The following is a 15,777-nucleotide window of genomic DNA, read 5'->3' on the forward strand; positions in this document are numbered from 1 at the left end:
AAAAGTGGAGTCGCCGAGAATCGAACTCGGGTCCAAACAAGCAACTAAAAGGCTTTCTACACGCTTATTTCCTGATTGGGTTTTCGATGTTGAGCTAGGTCAGAAACAACCACTCAACACTTATCTTCTTAGTTTCGAAATCCACCCGAAGCTTATGGAAATCTAGGTTTATTTTTACGGTTCCCCTGTACTGACCGCCACAAACCAAGGCTTTCAAGGAGAATCCAGCTTTCCTACCTTGTAGGAACGTGGCGCAATCGTACTATAATTCGGATTATGCAGCTAAAGCGTAGTTATTTTCGCCGTGTAAAAGTGTGAGATCTTATATTTACGAGCAAGGTCTCAATGCTCGACGTGCTTACTTTTCAATTCGACTTGCTGTCAAAACCAGTCGACCCCAATAAAGTGGTGCAAATATACTGCTATTGATTAAGAAATAAAAAACTATTCTTATGAATATTTAATTTGAATTACTCCCGTGAGCATAGGATTGCTCTCAATTGATAAATTCCTCTTTGAAAAAGTATCTGGTTATTTGTTTTTTTTGAAACTGTAGAGATCAATTATTGTTTGATTCAGACTTTTTACAACTGCTTATTTTTGTGTTTGAACCCTTTTTAAGTTTGTTGTTGTTTTCTGAAATTAGCAATTTATCAGTAAAACTAAATAAAAACTATCAATAATTTAATTGACTTTTTATGGTTAAAATAAAGAAATATTTTTTTTTTAATCCGTTTAAAAATTAAATAATTAACAAATAATGGTTGTTTATAGGAAATTGTGCAAATTTATTTAGTTTTATTAAGAATGTGAAAATGAAAGTAGTGTTCAAGAGATTATTAATTATTAAATTAATAAAAATTAGTAAAATTGACTTATTTTTTATGTAAAAAAAGTTAATATGTGTTTTTTGTTGCTATATTTATCAAAATTATTAACCAAAAACCATTTATTATGAGAAAAAATTATTTTACATTTAAGAATCTTCGGCAACTGTGTTTTGCCTTGTGTTTAGGAGTAACTGTTCAAGCACAAACCTATACAAGCTGGAAAGTGGGTAGTACCACAGATGTTACAACAACAACTACTGGCGGTATGTGTTTGATGGGTGGAGGAATAGATAACGATGATGCCATCAAATGGATGTTTCAAAAAGCAGGAGGAGGAGATGTGGTTGTTTTGCGTTCCGCGGGAACCGATGGTTATAATACTTATATGTATTCTGAGTTGGGTGTGCCGGTAAATTCAGTAGAGACGATAATTATAGATACTAGAGCAAAAGCAAGTATTGCAGCGATAGCTACAAAAATCAGAAATGCGGAAGCTTTGTTTATTTCGGGAGGCGACCAAGCGACTTATGTTTCCTATTGGAAAGATACCCCAGTAGAAGACGCAATCAATTATTTAATCAATACCAAAAAAGTACCAGTTGGCGGAACTAGTGCGGGTTGTGCTATTTTAGGGCAATTTTACTATAGCGCTGCCAATACAAGTATTGTTTCTGCTGATGCATTGGCTAATCCCTATGCTACTGGGGTTACCATAGGTGTCAATGACTTTTTATCTAGCCCTTATTTGGCTAATGTGATTACGGATACCCATTATGATAATCCTGATCGTAGAGGAAGACAAACTGCTTTTTTAGCAAGAATGTGGAAGGATTTAGGCGCTGGATTGAATGCAAAAGGGATTGGAGTATTTGAAAAAACAGCAGTGTGTATCGACCAAAACGGATTGGCACGTGTTTTTGCTCCAACAACAGCTAGCTTTGCTTATTTCTACCAAATCGAATCGAATTCTACTCCAGAAACGGTTGTTTCGGGAACGCCTTTAACTTGGAATAATGCCGGAAAAGGAGTTAAGATTGTTAAGATTCCGGGTAATACCGCTGGTTCCAATACTTTCGATTTAAACAATTGGACGACTACTTCTGGTAGTGGAATCTCTTGGGGTAACATCAAAGTAATTAGCGGTACTTTGACAGAAACACTAGGCGGTACACCTCCAGGAGGGACGCCTTCTTGTGCTACACCTTCAGGGGTAACGGCTAGTGCAATTACTAATACAAGTGCAACAATATCTTGGACATCTACTACAGCAACTAGCTACACGGTTCGTTACAAAACAACAGCTGCAACTGCTTGGACTACATTACCCAATACCACTTCTACATCATCAGCGCTAACGGGGCTTACTTTGGGAACTTCCTATAATGTTGAGGTAATTGGAAATTGTACTTCGGGTGCTTCTACTGCAGGAACTGCTCAATTTATAACTACTGGAGGAACAACAGTTATAACTTATTGTGCTTCTAAAGGAAATAGTGCTGCTACTGAGTGGATTAGTAAAGTAGTTATTGGAACAATTAATAATACATCTGGAGCAAACGGTGGTTATGCTGATTTCTCTGCACAATCAACTTCAATTGCTAAAGGTACTGCTACAACATTGACCTTAACGCCTGGTTTTAGTGCAACCAGAAGTTTGTATTGGAAAGTATATATTGACTATAATAATAATGGATTGTTTACTGATTCGGGTGAAGATGTGTATGGTGTTTTTAGTAGCAGCACACTTACTCCTTCAATTACAGTTCCAGCTTCAGCAGTAGCAGGTCCAATAAGAATGCGTGTTATTGTGAGTTATAATGCTATAACTTCACCTTGTGGAACTTATAATTATGGTGAAACAGAGGATTATACTTTAAATGTAGGAGGGACAACTACTCCTCCAGCTACCTATTGTGCCTCAAAAGGAAATAGCGCTACTAGCGAATGGATATCCAAAGTGGCTATAGGAACAATTTCTAATACTTCGGGAAAAAATGGTGGTTACGCTGATTTTTCTGCACAATCGACCACAATAACTAAAGGAACTGCAGCTACATTAACTTTAACCCCAGGTTTTAGTGCAACTAGAAGTTTGTATTGGAAAGTGTTTGTAGATTATAACAATAATGGTCAATTCACAGATGCAGGTGAGGAAGTATACAGTGTTTATAGCAGTAGTACACTTACCCCATCAATTACAGCTCCTGCTTCTGCGGTTACAGGTGCAGTAAGAATGCGAGTTATTGTTAGTTACAATTCGATTACCTCTCCTTGTGGGACATACAACTATGGTGAGACAGAAGATTACACCTTAAACATTACTACTTCTGCAGCCAAAGCTATAGCCTTGAAAGAGGCAATCAATGAAGATACTGTTGTGGTTGAGAATGATGCAACTTCCAAAAAAATAGCTGTGTATCCTAACCCTGCAAGAGAAGATTTTAATATTGAGTTTGATAGTAAAAAAGAGGACAAGGTATCGATTCACATTTTTTCTTTAAGTGGCAATGAAGAGAAAAATATAGAAGTGAAATCTGAAAAAGGGGCGAATAGAATTAGAACAACAACCAATGGTTTGGTTCCTGGCCATTATATTGTGAAAGTGATAAGATCCGGTGAAGTGCTTACTTCAAAAATGATCATTTCGAATTAGTAATTGAATTAGTTTTTTGCAAAAGAACCCCCTTCATTTGATCTCTGAAGGGGGTTCATTTTTTTTAAAAGAGGCTTTTTTTACTCTATGTCGTCTAACTTGAAAGGATAATCGCCAAACAAAGTTGCTAATTTTCTAACCGCATAGGTGTTTTTAGTCATTTTATTGGATAAAGCAATAATAGTAACTTTTTCTTTTGGCAAAGTTATGTAGGAAGAGGTATTCCCATGCCACCAACCATTGTGAAAATAAAAATTCTGACCGGTTTCCCAATTGATCATTCTAATCCCAAGGCCATAGTTTTTGGTTCCTTTTCGCTCATTGCTATACGGTTTAAAAACTTGTTCCCATAATCCAGGCTCCAAGAAGTTTTTAGCATTTCTTGCCAAATCAAATTTGAGTAAATCTCTCGGAGTGGAATAAATGTTTTTATCTCCATAAACGCCATCCAAATAATCGATTCCGATTTCTACTTTGTTCGCTTTGTAAGAAGGTACAATTCTTTTCTTGTCTTTTTTTATGTCACAAACAAAGGAATGTGTCATTCCCAAAGGTTGAAACAGCATTTTGTTCATAGCTTCTATATAAGAAAGTTTGGTAACTTTTTCTATAATTAAAGCAAGCATCGCATAATTAGTGTTGCAATATGCAAAACGACTGTCTGTTCTAAATTCTAAACCTATGTTTTTGGTCGCCATCAAATCCAATAAATCCTGATTGGTCAACGTTTTGTGTCGGTCCCAAATATTGGCCTTTCTGTCTGTAAAATACGAATAGTTGCGTATCCCACTTCTGTGATTTAATAAGGTTCTTATGGTAACATCAGGATAAGGAAATCGATCTAACAAAGTGGTTACTTTTTGGTCTAAATCCAATCGTTTTGCATTCACCAATTTCAAAATAACTGTCGCAGTCAAAACTTTACTTACTGAAGCTATGTGCAATGGGGTTTCGCTTGTAATTGTATCTTTATCCCTAAGGTTCGCTAATCCATTGTATTTTTCATAAATAATTTGGCCATTTTGCGCCACTAAAAAACTTCCGTTCATAGTGTTATTGGGCCAGTTTTTTTTGTAAAAAGCGTCAATTTTTGCTCTTTTTTCTTGAATATAAGAGGCTGTTAATTCAGTACTATCTTTTGCAGCTGGTTTGAGTATCGGAAGTACGTTTTTTGGGAGCTGTGCATCGGTTAATTCTACTTTTTTTATTTCTTTTGCACAGGAGGTAATTGCCAAAGAAAGGACAAGTAATTGTGCTATATTTGCTTTTTTAATAAGAGTCATTTGTTGGAAAATTGAAAAAAACAAATATATAGAATCAATTGCTTTTTAATTCTAGTTTTTTTCAAAATATCTCACTTTTCATCCTCATAAAAATAAGGCTTCAGTTTAGAGTATTGGAGTTCAATAATTAATGTAAATGCTTTTTGACAATAATAGATGGAAAATGCTTGTTTTTCGATTATATTGTTATATTTGTAACAAATAAATTCAATAAAGTTAAATAATAACGTAATTTAAATACTATAAAAATGAAGTTTGGAATTATCAAAGAAAGAAAAAACCCACCAGATAGAAGAGTTGTTTTTTCTCCCAATGAAATCAAAACCATTCAAGAACAATTTCCTGTAGTATCTTTTAAAGTGGAACCTTCTGATATTCGTATTTTTTCGGATGCAGAATATCAAAACTTGGGAATCGAAGTTACTGATGATTTGTCCGACTGCGAAGTCTTATTTGGTGTCAAAGAAGTTCCTGTAGAAGCTTTAATTCCTAATAAAAAATACTTCTTTTTTTCTCATACCATCAAAAAACAACCTTACAATCAAAAATTATTGCAAGCCGTTTTAGAGAAAAACATAGAATTATACGATCATGAAACTATCGTTGATGCGGCTAATAAAAGACTGATTGGTTTTGGACGTTATGCAGGTATAGTAGGAGCGTATAACGCAATTCGTGCTTTTGGAATTAAATTCGAATTGTTTAAAATGCCAAAAGCATCTACTTTGAAAGGGAGAGAAGCTTTGGTACAGCAAGTAAAAAGACAAATCATTCCTCCTATAAAAATTGTAGTTACGGGTACAGGAAAAGTGGGGGGTGGAGTGAAGGAGATGCTGTTAGAGATGAAAATCAAAGAGGTTTCTGTTGAAAATTTTTTAACCAAAAAATTTACGCAACCGGTATTTACTCAAATAGATGTTTTAGAGTACAATAAAAGAATTGATGGTCAAAAATTAGATACTAAAGATTTTTATAAAAACCCATCAGAATACGAATCCGATTTTGAGCGTTTTACGAAAGTAGCAGATATTTATATTTCAGGCCATTTTCACGCAAATGCTGCTCCTCAAATTCTATCTCAAAAAATGTTACAAGCCAGTGATTGTGCGATTAAGATTGTAGCCGATGTATCTTGTGATGTAAATGGCCCAATTGCTTGTACCTTGAGAGCTTCTACTATAGAAGAGCCTTTGTATGGCTATTTGCCAATTGAAAACAAAGAAGTGGATGTATTTCATCCTGCCGCAATTGTGGTAATGGCAGTGGATAATTTGCCTTGTGAATTGCCCAAAGATGCGAGTGAAGGTTTTGGTGAAATGTTTACGCAACACGTAATTCCAGCATTTTTTAATAATGATGCTGATGGAATTTTAGAGCGAGCTAAAATGACTCAAAATGGGGAATTAACAGAACGTTTTAGTTATTTGCAAGACTACGTTGCAAAAAAGTAATTGATTGTAGATGTATAGTAGTATAATAACATGATCCTGAGTTAAGGCAAAATGGATTTAAAAATATAGTGGAGTTTTTAAGGATTTTATTGGTTTAAAAAAATATTCCCACTATATTTGTCGCAACATTCAAAATTCCGGAAAACATGTTTGAATTTTCACAGTATTTAGGCTTCTTACTTTTCTTAACCATCCTAACAATGGGATTTTGGTTAATGTTTTTCTTAGTTGGTTTCATTTCCTATTGGGTAGGTGGAGCATCTTGGGAAGCATACAAAGAGAAAAAAGCAAAACAGAAGCAAGAAGAAGAATTAGTGTAATCTAATTATCTCTATAAAAAAGGACTCCGCAACGAGTCCTTTTTTTTATGCATACGATTGAACGGTAAACAAAAAAAAGACTCGTTTTCACGAGTCTTTTTTTTAATGCGAAATCTGGGTTTAACCTTGGAATTCCATTTCGCCTTCGTTCATATTTCTCTTAGGCTTTTCTCTTTCGTTTTTAGGTTTGTTGAAACGATAGGTAAATGACAATGTAAACTGTCTTTCTCTCCACTGCATTTCTGAATAGGATTCAACTCTTTGAATTTGAATTTCAGACATCATTTTTCTGCTATTGAAAACATCACTTACGTTAAAGGCAACCGTAGCTTTGTCTTTTAAAATATCTTTACTAAAACCTAAATTCATAGCCAATATTCCCAATCTTTTTCCTTGTGCATTATCTTGTGGCCCGTTGTACGTTAAGTTGGTTTGCCAGTCTATTTTGGATGGTAAAGTAATTTTAGAAGTCAATCGGGTAGACCAAGAAGTGGCATCAAAATCAAAGTTTTGAACAACTATCTCTCCATTTGAAGTTGTGTATTCATAATCGCCACGGGTTTGCACTGCAAAGAAGTTAAAATTACTATTCAACTTCCACCATTTGTAAGGGGAATAATTTAAGTTAACTTCAAAACCAGTTCTCATTTCTGTACCAAGATTAATTGGAGATGATTCAATTACTGTAATACCATTAACAGTTTTCCCAGAGTCACGTCTAACAAATTGGAAGGCATCTTTAGTAGTGTTATAATACAATGATGTGCTTAAAGTTAACTTTTCCCATCTTTTGATGTAACCAAAATCAATTGCATCAGTAAGCGCAGGATCTAAATCAGGGTTTCCAACAAAAATATTAATGTTACTCGAGAAGTTGTTAAAAGGGTTTAAGAAACGACCTCTTGGTCTTTGAATTCGTTTACTATAGCTAATAGAAGCACTACTTTTATCGGACAATTCATAAGTGAAAAACGCACTTGGGAAGAGATTACCGTATTTTTTTGTATTGAAATCATTTGTTTTAAGGAAATTGATGTCAATATTTGAATCTTCATATCGCAAACCAAAAAGCATTGAGAGTTTGTTTACTTTTACACCATATTGCGTATAGAAAGCGTTTATTCTTTCTTTGTACTCTAAAAAATTAGTAAAAATATCAACAGGAACGCCATTGCTAGTTACGGCATAATCGGTGTTTAAATTTGTAAAGTCACCTCGGTAACCCGCTTCAAATTGTTGTCCTTTTCCTAATGGTAAAACATAATCAACCACAAATAAGTTTCTTTTCTGATCTTGATTATTTTGGGAATCATCCAATTTAGCAACTGGGTCAATCGTTGTTTTATCACTAATTAAAGCCGAATTCAAATCTTTATTGCTAGAAATAGAGATGTCAACACTCAACTTATGTCCTTCTTTTTTGAAGTTTTTAATAAAATTAGAAGCGAATTCAAAATTCTCGCTATCGCTATCTTCTTTGTTTAAACGGTTACGAGTAAATTCATATATAAAATCTTTGTCGTAATTATCTTGGAATACATTATCTTCATTATTACCATTACTTTTTCGGTAATTGATGCTGTTGGTCCAAGAAGTTGATTTGTCAATGTACCATTCTATACCTGCAGTACCGTTGTAGGCATTATTAAAACGGTCATTACTTCTGTCTTCATAAACGTAGTTTTTTACACTACCATCGGTATTGAAGTATTTTGCATTGGTTAATCCATTACCAGGATTGTTTCTGTAATTGTAACCCTGAGTGGTAAACAGATTGAATTTTTCTGTTTTGTAATTCAAAGTTCCGCTTATACCATGGTTATCTGGGTAACCAGTATTGGCTATAAAAGTTCCATTGAAGCCTTGGTTTTTTCCTTTTTTTAAGATAATGTTCAGTAATCCACCACCACCTTCAGCATCGTATCTAGCAGAAGGATTGGTTACAACTTCTACTTTTTCGATGGCATCAGCAGGAATTAATCGTAATGCTTCTGTAATATTAATAGCATTGGAAGGTCTACCATCAATAAGGATTCTTACGTTTTCATTTCCTCTCAAACTTACGTTTCCTTCAGCATCTACTGCTACAGAAGGTATATTGTCCAACACATCGCTTACTGTTCCTCCTTTTACCATTAAATCAGAACCTACGTTGTATACTTTTTTATCCAATTTAATTTCCACAGTTGTTTTTTCTGCACGAACTACTACCTCGTTCAATTGTGCGGCATCTTCTGCTAAACCAATTGTGCCTAATGAAAGGTTCTCTGTTATGTTCTTTTCTTTAATGGTAGTTGATTTGAACGAGATAAACTCAACAATGATGTCATAAGTTCCAGAGCTTACATCTATGGTAAACTCACCTTTATTGTTGGTTACTCCACCTGCAATCATTTTTGGATTGGTGGTGTTTTTTAAAGTAATTGTTGCGTATTCAAGGGGTTGCTTAGAATTTTTTTCTATTACTTTTCCTGTAACTTTTAGTTTGGCTTTGCCTGGTTGTGCGTAGCCCAATAAGCTAAAACAGAACAATAATAGGGTAATGGTACTGGTAAGTTTTTTCATTTTTTATTTTTTGTTTACACCTTTAGACTAGTAAAAGAGTAATAGGTTTCATTTACAAATGGTAAAAATTTGTTAAAAAAAGAGATTATTTTTTAAGAAAGTTGATGATATTCTCTTCATCACGGGCAATTATTGCTTTTTCTTCAGAAATTAAGAGAGGTCTTTCTATTAGTATTGGGTTGGTAATCATTATTTTAATGAGCTCTTCGTCTGTAAAGTCTTTCCCTTTGAAATTGTCAATCCAAGTTTTTTCTTTTTGTCGAACCAAATCGATAGGGTTTAAGTTTAACTTTTCTAATACCTCTTGCAATTCTTCTGCTGTTGGAGGCGTTGTTAAATACGGGATGATTTCGAATTCCTTTCCAGAAGTTTCAAGCATTGATAGGCATTTTCTGGATTTGCCACAGCGATTGTTATGAAAAATTTGTAACATTTTTTTGATTTTTTTGTATAGTTAATGCAAAATAAATAGGTACTTTTAGGGAGTGCAAATGTATGCTAACTATATTGTAAATCTATTTAACAAACTGTTAATACTATGTTTTTAGAACAAGGAGTTACTCCCCAAAATCATTTCTATAAGTACTTACTAGGGTCACTTGCTGTGATTATAGCATCATCAGTTGGTCAATTGCCTATGTTGATAGCAATCTATTTTAAAGCTGTTAATAAAGAGGTCGCTTTTCCTTCTACAAATGAAGAGGTCATGCATTTCTTTTCTTCGAATACAACTTTATTTTTAATGTTGATTTCTTTCGTTTTTGCGTTAGGCGCTATGTTTTTAATAATTCGATTGTATCATAATCAGACCATACAATCTGTAACTACAACGAGACCAAAAATAGATTGGAAACGTGTATTTTTTTCTTTTGGATTATGGGCAGTAATAGGAGTTATAACTACAGGAATTGAATGGTATTTGAATCCTAGTTTCTTTCAAGTAAATTTTAATTTCGACGCGTTCATTGTTCTATTTTTAATTGGTATTGTACTGATTCCAATTCAAACTTCAACAGAAGAATATATCTTTAGAGGATACTTAATGCAAGGTTTTGCTAATTTGTTTCGCAATAAATGGGCACCTTTACTTATGACTTCTCTTATTTTTGGTTTACTGCATTGGTTTAATCCCGAAGTTGGAAAAATGGGAAACTCCATTATGATTTTTTACATTGGGACAGGCTTGTTTCTCGGTGTTATTACCTTAATGGATGATGGTATGGAATTAGCTCTTGGATTTCATGCCGCAAATAACTTGATAGGAGCTTTGTTGGTCACTTCTGATTGGACAGCTTTTCAAACCAATTCGATATTAAAAGATGTTTCAGAACCTACCTTAGGTTTTGATGTTATCTTGCCCGTAATACTAATATACCCGATACTTTTGCTTATCTTTGGGAGGAAATACAAATGGAATAATTGGAAAGAAAAACTTACAGGTAATATAAAAATTTAATATATACTAGAATAAATTACTACTACTATGAAAACAGTAACATATAAGAATGTACATAATCATTTTAAATTTAATGGTGTTCACTTAGACCGTGAACAGCTATGTATGGTTGCCTATTCTTTTATTAAAGAAGGGGCCGATTTTCAAAAAGCACTTGGAGATTTTTTGATTGATTGGTTTGATGATAAAACCTATATCGAAATGAATACTTCAGGGACTACTGGGGCACCAAAATTGATTCGAGTTGAAAAAGAAGCAATGGTAAGTTCTGCTTTGTCAACTGGAGATTTTTTTGATTTGAATCCAGGAAATAAAGTTTTGCATTGCTTGCCTGTTGATTATGTGGCTGGGAAAATGATGTTTGTGCGCTCATTCATACTTGGTTTAGATATGGATTTTGTAGAGCCGAATTCTCATCCATTAGAATATAATGATGTTAAATATGATTTTGCTGCAATGGTTCCTTTACAGGCCAAAAACTCTTTGGATAAACTAAAGAACATCAAGAAAATCATAATTGGTGGTGTAAAAATTCATAAGTCATTAGAGCAAGAATTGGTAAAATTGCCAAATGAAATTTATGAAACCTACGGTATGACAGAAACCATAACGCATATTGCTGCTAAAAGAGTAGGAGAAAGAGCGTTTACGGTATTGCCAAACGTTACCGTTTCTAGCAATGAAAACAATTGTTTGGTGGTGCATGCTAAAAAGATAAACCCTGAACCTATTGTTACCAATGATATTGTTGAAGTTGTATCAGACAAACAATTTGTTTGGTTAGGTCGCTTTGATAACGTGATTAACAGTGGAGGAATTAAACTGATTCCTGAAAAAATCGAAGAGAAGTTGTCAACACATATTCCAAGACGTTATTTTGTTTACGGACAAGCTGATGATGTGTTGGGCGAAAAAGTGGTTCTTTACGTTGAAGGAGAACCAATTGCAATTGATGAAGAAGTTTTTAGTGTTTTGGATAAATATGAAAAACCAAAAAATATCGTTTTTATTCCTAAGTTTACAGTTACCGCAACTGGTAAAATAGTTCGTAAAGAAAGTATTGATTCGTTGTAAATGAATTGATTTTTTATAAATAAAAAAAGAGCTGAAAATCAGCTCTTTTTTTTATGTTTGAATGACACCTAAATTAAATTTTTTCTCAATAGGGGAATGGTTAGCAGCTTCAATTCCCATTGAAATCCAAGTTCGGGTATCTAAAGGGTCAATGATTGCATCAGTCCATAATCGTGAAGCAGCATAATATGGGGAAACTTGTTCATCATATTTGGCTTTTATCTTTTCGAATAATTCAGCTTCTTTTTCAGTATCTACGACTTCTCCTTTTGCTTTCAATGAAGAGGCTTCAATTTGAGCCAATACTTTTGCAGCTTGCGTTCCACCCATAACAGCTAATTCTGCACTTGGCCAGGCAAAAATAAGTCTAGGGTCATAGGCTTTCCCACACATAGCATAGTTCCCTGCACCATAAGAATTACCAACAATAACAGTGAATTTTGGCACTACTGAATTGGATACCGCGTTAACCATTTTGGCTCCATCTTTTATGATACCGCCATGTTCGGATTTTGAGCCAACCATAAATCCTGTAACGTCTTGAATGAAAACCAATGGGATTTTCTTTTGGTTGCAATTCGCAATGAATCGGGTTGCTTTGTCTGCTGAATCAGAGTAAATAACGCCGCCAAATTGCATTTCTCCCTTTTTACTTTTGACAACTTTACGTTGATTGGCTACAATGCCTACTGCCCAGCCATCAATTCTTGCATACCCGGTTAGGATGGTTTGTCCGTAACCCTCTTTGTAAGCTTCAAATTCAGAATTATCTACAAGACGTTTGATAATTTCCAACATATCGTATTGTTCGTTACGAGCTTTTGGTAAAATTCCATAAATCTCTTTTTCGTCCAATGCGGGTCGCTCAGATTTAATACGGTTGAATCCAGCTTTTTCGTAATCACCAATTTTACCAACTATATTTTTGATTTTATCGAGTGCGTCTTTGTCATCTTTGGCTTTATAATCGGTAACTCCAGAAATTTCACAATGTGTTGTAGCTCCACCTAATGTTTCATTGTCTATATTCTCGCCAATGGCGGCTTTGACCAAATAACTACCTGCTAGAAAGATACTGCCGGTTTTGTCAACAATCAATGCTTCGTCACTCATTATGGGTAAATAAGCACCTCCTGCAACACAACTTCCCATTACTGCAGCAATTTGTGTGATGCCCATACTACTCATTTGTGCATTGTTTCTAAAAATACGTCCAAAATGCTCTTTGTCTGGAAAAATTTCATCTTGAAGGGGTAAATAAACACCAGCGCTATCCACTAAATAAATAATAGGAAGTCGGTTCTCCATCGCGATTTCTTGCGCTCTTAGATTTTTTTTACCAGTTATCGGAAACCAAGCACCAGCTTTAACTGTTGCATCGTTGGCTACAACTATACATTGCTTGCCTTGTATGTATCCAATTTTAATTACTACTCCTCCTGAAGGGCAACCTCCGTGTTCTGCGTACATTCCTTCTCCAACAAATGCGCCTATTTCGATGCTTTGTTTTGAGGAATCAAATAAATAATCAATTCGTTCTCTGGCGGTCATTTTGCCTTCGGAGTGGAGTTTTTCAATTCTTTTTTCACCTCCTCCTAATTTGATTTTGGCAAATTTATGCTTCAATTGCGACAACAATAACTTATTGTGGTCTTCGTTTTGGTTAAAGGTTAAATCCATAATGGTAGTGGCTGGTTTTTTTTAAGAAAGCTAATTTACGAAAAGGATTGAAATATAGTATAGGATACAGATGATTTGGTTAGAAAATAAATGCTTTTTTTGTGTATAACGCAAAAAAGCAGAAAATTAAATCTGCTTTTTTAAGAATTACTCAAAATAGAGTCTATTTCCTAGTGTCGTTGACTAATCGTTTTAATAAAGCCCATTGTCTTAGGGTGTCTTTGGCTGCAATCGCAGGATAACCTAATACAACTTTACCTGCAGGCACATCGCAAGTTACTCCAGAGCCAGCACCAACAGTAGCTCCAGCGCCAATTGTAGTGTGGTCCTTAATAGAGGCACTCCCGCCAATGACAACTCCGTCTTCTAAAGTTACAGAGCCAGCAAGACCACTATGACCTGCCATTATGCAAAAACGTCCCAATTTACTATTATGACCAATTTGAACTAAATTATCTATCTTACAGCCGTCGCCTATGATAGTAGAACTGAATTTGCCTCTGTCGACACATGAATTCGCTCCAATTTCTACATTATTGCCAATTACAACATTTCCTATTTGTGGAATCTTTACTAGTCCTTTTTCATTGCAAAAGCTAAAACCAAATCCATCAGCACCAATAGTAGCATTAGGATGAAGTATGCAATTAGTACCAATATGACAACGTTCTCTAATTACAACTCCTGACCAAATGGTAGTTCCGCTACCTATGCTTGTAAAATCTAAAAGCGTTGCATTGGGGTAAATAGTAACATTGTCGCCAATAATTACATTGGGACCAAGATAGCATCCAGCTCCAATTTTGACACCTTTACCCAATATTACGCTATCATCTATAGTAGCAGTTGGGTGTACATCAAAATCAAATTGTGGAAGCGGTGGAGCAAAAAGAGCCAATAATTGAGACATGGCCAATTCGGCATTTTTCACTTTTATGAAGGCTTTGTTTGTGCCTGGTTCAATGCTGATATCTTCATTTACAATAGCGGCACTTGCATTTGAGGTGATCCAATACTTTTCGTATTTTTTATTACCTATAAAAGAAATTTGATTTTCTGAGGCAAGTTCTAATTGTTCTGGCGAAGTGATGTTTTGGGATAATGTGCCAATTAGAGAGCCTTTTAGAACATTATTAATTTCTTGAATGGAATAGGTTTTCATTAAATGAGAAGTGAATTTTATGATATTATTTTCCAAATAAAGTAAATTACAGTCTCGATACCTAATTTTTTAACGTATTAGAAAGGGATGTTGTGAAAAATTATGCTATTGTATGAAAAGGCATAAAAAAAACGACTACCTCTAAAAGTAGTCGTTTTATGATTGTAACGAAGAATTATTCTTCTTCTTTTTGTCCCATCATCATTAAAAAAGCTTTTAAAAAAGGGTCGATATTGCCATTCATAACACTGTCAACATCACTTGTTTCATGTCCAGTGCGAACATCTTTAACTAATTTATAGGGATGCATCACATAATTCCTGATTTGCGAACCCCATTCAATTTTCATTTTTTTAGCTTCGATTTCATCTCTTAGCGCTTGCTTCTTTTTTAATTCAATTTCATACAATTGCGATTTCAACAATTGCATGGCTTTGGTTTTATTATCTAATTGAGAACGTGTTTCTGAATTTTCAATAATAATTCCAGTTGGGTGGTGACGCAAACGTACTGCGGTCTCCACTTTATTTACATTCTGTCCTCCAGCACCACTGGAACGCATGGTTTCCCATGAAATATCGGAGGGATTAATTTCAATTTGAATTGTGTCATCTGCGAGAGGATATACATATACCGAAGCAAAAGAAGTATGTCTTTTGGCATTGCTATCAAAAGGAGAAATACGAACCAAACGATGTACACCATTTTCTCCTTTTAAGTAACCAAATGAATAATCGCCTTCAAATTCTAAAGTTACGGTTTTGATTCCGGCCGATTCGCCTTTTTGGAAATTCAGTTCTTTAATTTTGTAACCGTATTTCTCGCCCCACATTATGTACATTCGCATCAACATTTCGGCCCAATCACAACTTTCGGTTCCACCGGCCCCTGCAGTGATTTGCAAAACAGCACTTAGGGTATCTCCTTCATCCGAAAGCATATTTTTAAACTCAATAGCTTCGATATGATTTTCAGCTAAAGTGTATTGTTCATCGAGTTCTTCAATACTTAGTTCACCTTCTTTATAAAAATCATAAGCAAGCTGCAATTCCTCAGTAAGAGAAGCCGCTTTGTCATAATCTTCAATCCACTTCTTTTTATTACGTAAGTTTTTTACAATGATTTCTGCTTCTTTTGCATTATTCCAAAAGTCAGGAGCAAACGTTTTTTCTTCTTCGTTGGTGATTTCAATGAGTTTAGCATCAACGTCAAAGATACCTCCTCAACGCACCAAGGCGCTCCACAATACCTTTAATTTGTTCGGTAGTTGTCATAAATTATTATTAATTTTGTTTTGCAAAAA

Annotated in this window: 11 protein-coding genes and 1 other RNA gene; 5 read left to right on the forward strand and 7 right to left on the reverse strand. The window is 34.7% G+C overall.

The window, feature by feature from the left end; genetic code table 11:
* Positions 1–2: 2 nt before the first annotated feature.
* Positions 3–399: a transfer-messenger RNA gene (gene ssrA, locus FLAVO9AF_RS03265) on the reverse strand.
* Between the two features lie 555 nt (positions 400–954).
* On the opposite strand from ssrA, the gene FLAVO9AF_RS03270 reads away from it, so the two are divergent.
* Entirely contained in the window at positions 955–3,483 is a 2,529-nt protein-coding gene (locus FLAVO9AF_RS03270) for a GEVED domain-containing protein (RefSeq protein ID WP_159684213.1), read from the forward strand.
* An 80-nt stretch (positions 3,484–3,563) separates the two neighbouring features.
* On the opposite strand, the gene FLAVO9AF_RS03275 is transcribed toward FLAVO9AF_RS03270, so the two are convergent.
* Entirely contained in the window at positions 3,564–4,766 is a 1,203-nt protein-coding gene (locus tag FLAVO9AF_RS03275; RefSeq protein WP_159684216.1) for a serine hydrolase, read from the reverse strand.
* 248 nt (positions 4,767–5,014) lie between these two features.
* Between FLAVO9AF_RS03275 and FLAVO9AF_RS03280 the strand changes: the two genes are divergently transcribed.
* Complete coding sequence (locus tag FLAVO9AF_RS03280) at positions 5,015–6,217, forward strand: NAD(P)-dependent oxidoreductase (protein WP_159684219.1); 1,203 nt, start codon at positions 5,015–5,017, stop codon at positions 6,215–6,217.
* Between the two features lie 146 nt (positions 6,218–6,363).
* On the forward strand, positions 6,364–6,537 hold the full coding sequence (locus FLAVO9AF_RS03285; protein ID WP_024981741.1) for a hypothetical protein: 174 nt from the start codon (positions 6,364–6,366) through the stop codon (positions 6,535–6,537).
* Positions 6,538–6,657: 120 nt separating this feature from the next.
* Here the strand turns inward: FLAVO9AF_RS03285 and FLAVO9AF_RS03290 are convergent, their stop codons facing one another.
* Positions 6,658–9,102 (reverse strand): TonB-dependent receptor domain-containing protein, encoded by a 2,445-nt coding sequence (locus FLAVO9AF_RS03290; protein WP_159684222.1) that lies wholly within the window; start codon positions 9,100–9,102, stop codon positions 6,658–6,660.
* An 85-nt stretch (positions 9,103–9,187) separates the two neighbouring features.
* Positions 9,188–9,535 (reverse strand): ArsC/Spx/MgsR family protein, encoded by a 348-nt coding sequence (locus FLAVO9AF_RS03295; protein WP_159684225.1) that lies wholly within the window; start codon positions 9,533–9,535, stop codon positions 9,188–9,190.
* Positions 9,536–9,640: 105 nt separating this feature from the next.
* Here FLAVO9AF_RS03295 and FLAVO9AF_RS03300 point away from each other — a divergent pair, with 105 nt between their 5' ends.
* Both FLAVO9AF_RS03300 and FLAVO9AF_RS03305 read left to right on the forward strand, forming a co-directional pair.
* Positions 9,641–10,558 (forward strand): CPBP family intramembrane glutamic endopeptidase, encoded by a 918-nt coding sequence (locus FLAVO9AF_RS03300; protein WP_159684228.1) that lies wholly within the window; start codon positions 9,641–9,643, stop codon positions 10,556–10,558.
* A gap of 27 nt (positions 10,559–10,585) precedes the next feature.
* Positions 10,586–11,632 carry an AMP-binding protein gene (locus tag FLAVO9AF_RS03305; RefSeq protein WP_159684231.1) on the forward strand — a complete coding sequence of 349 codons (1,047 nt, stop codon included), beginning with the start codon at positions 10,586–10,588 and terminating at the stop codon, positions 11,630–11,632.
* Between the two features lie 51 nt (positions 11,633–11,683).
* On the opposite strand, the gene FLAVO9AF_RS03310 is transcribed toward FLAVO9AF_RS03305, so the two are convergent.
* The 3 genes from FLAVO9AF_RS03310 to prfB form a co-directional block, all read right to left on the reverse strand.
* Positions 11,684–13,312 (reverse strand): acyl-CoA carboxylase subunit beta, encoded by a 1,629-nt coding sequence (locus tag FLAVO9AF_RS03310; protein WP_159684234.1) that lies wholly within the window; start codon positions 13,310–13,312, stop codon positions 11,684–11,686.
* Positions 13,313–13,475: 163 nt separating this feature from the next.
* Positions 13,476–14,474, reverse strand: coding sequence for a UDP-3-O-(3-hydroxymyristoyl)glucosamine N-acyltransferase (gene lpxD / locus FLAVO9AF_RS03315; protein ID WP_159684237.1), 999 nt, complete (start codon positions 14,472–14,474; stop codon positions 13,476–13,478).
* A 175-nt stretch (positions 14,475–14,649) separates the two neighbouring features.
* Positions 14,650–15,748 (reverse strand): peptide chain release factor 2 gene (prfB, locus tag FLAVO9AF_RS03320; protein WP_159684240.1). Its coding sequence is split into 2 segments (ribosomal slippage): positions 14,650–15,684 and positions 15,686–15,748, totalling 1,098 coding nucleotides; the frame shifts between segments, so codons are not numbered across the junction.
* Positions 15,749–15,777: the final 29 nt, after the last annotated feature.

The organism is Flavobacterium sp. 9R, from assembly GCF_902506345.1.
Classification (GTDB): Bacteria; Bacteroidota; Bacteroidia; order Flavobacteriales; family Flavobacteriaceae; genus Flavobacterium.

Excerpts from the sequence above, each read along its gene's own strand:
- lpxD (WP_159684237.1), bottom strand. The coding sequence starts at position 14,474 with ATGAAAACCTATTCCATTCAAGAAATTAATAATGTTCTAAAAGGCTCT.
- FLAVO9AF_RS03270 (WP_159684213.1), top strand. The coding sequence starts at position 955 with ATGAGAAAAAATTATTTTACATTTAAGAATCTTCGGCAACTGTGTTTT.
- FLAVO9AF_RS03285 (WP_024981741.1), top strand. The coding sequence starts at position 6,364 with ATGTTTGAATTTTCACAGTATTTAGGCTTCTTACTTTTCTTAACCATC.
- FLAVO9AF_RS03280 (WP_159684219.1), top strand. The coding sequence starts at position 5,015 with ATGAAGTTTGGAATTATCAAAGAAAGAAAAAACCCACCAGATAGAAGA.
- FLAVO9AF_RS03305 (WP_159684231.1), top strand. The coding sequence starts at position 10,586 with ATGAAAACAGTAACATATAAGAATGTACATAATCATTTTAAATTTAAT.
- FLAVO9AF_RS03295 (WP_159684225.1), bottom strand. The coding sequence starts at position 9,535 with ATGTTACAAATTTTTCATAACAATCGCTGTGGCAAATCCAGAAAATGC.
- FLAVO9AF_RS03310 (WP_159684234.1), bottom strand. The coding sequence starts at position 13,312 with ATGGATTTAACCTTTAACCAAAACGAAGACCACAATAAGTTATTGTTG.
- FLAVO9AF_RS03290 (WP_159684222.1), bottom strand. The coding sequence starts at position 9,102 with ATGAAAAAACTTACCAGTACCATTACCCTATTATTGTTCTGTTTTAGC.
- FLAVO9AF_RS03300 (WP_159684228.1), top strand. The coding sequence starts at position 9,641 with ATGTTTTTAGAACAAGGAGTTACTCCCCAAAATCATTTCTATAAGTAC.
- FLAVO9AF_RS03275 (WP_159684216.1), bottom strand. The coding sequence starts at position 4,766 with ATGACTCTTATTAAAAAAGCAAATATAGCACAATTACTTGTCCTTTCT.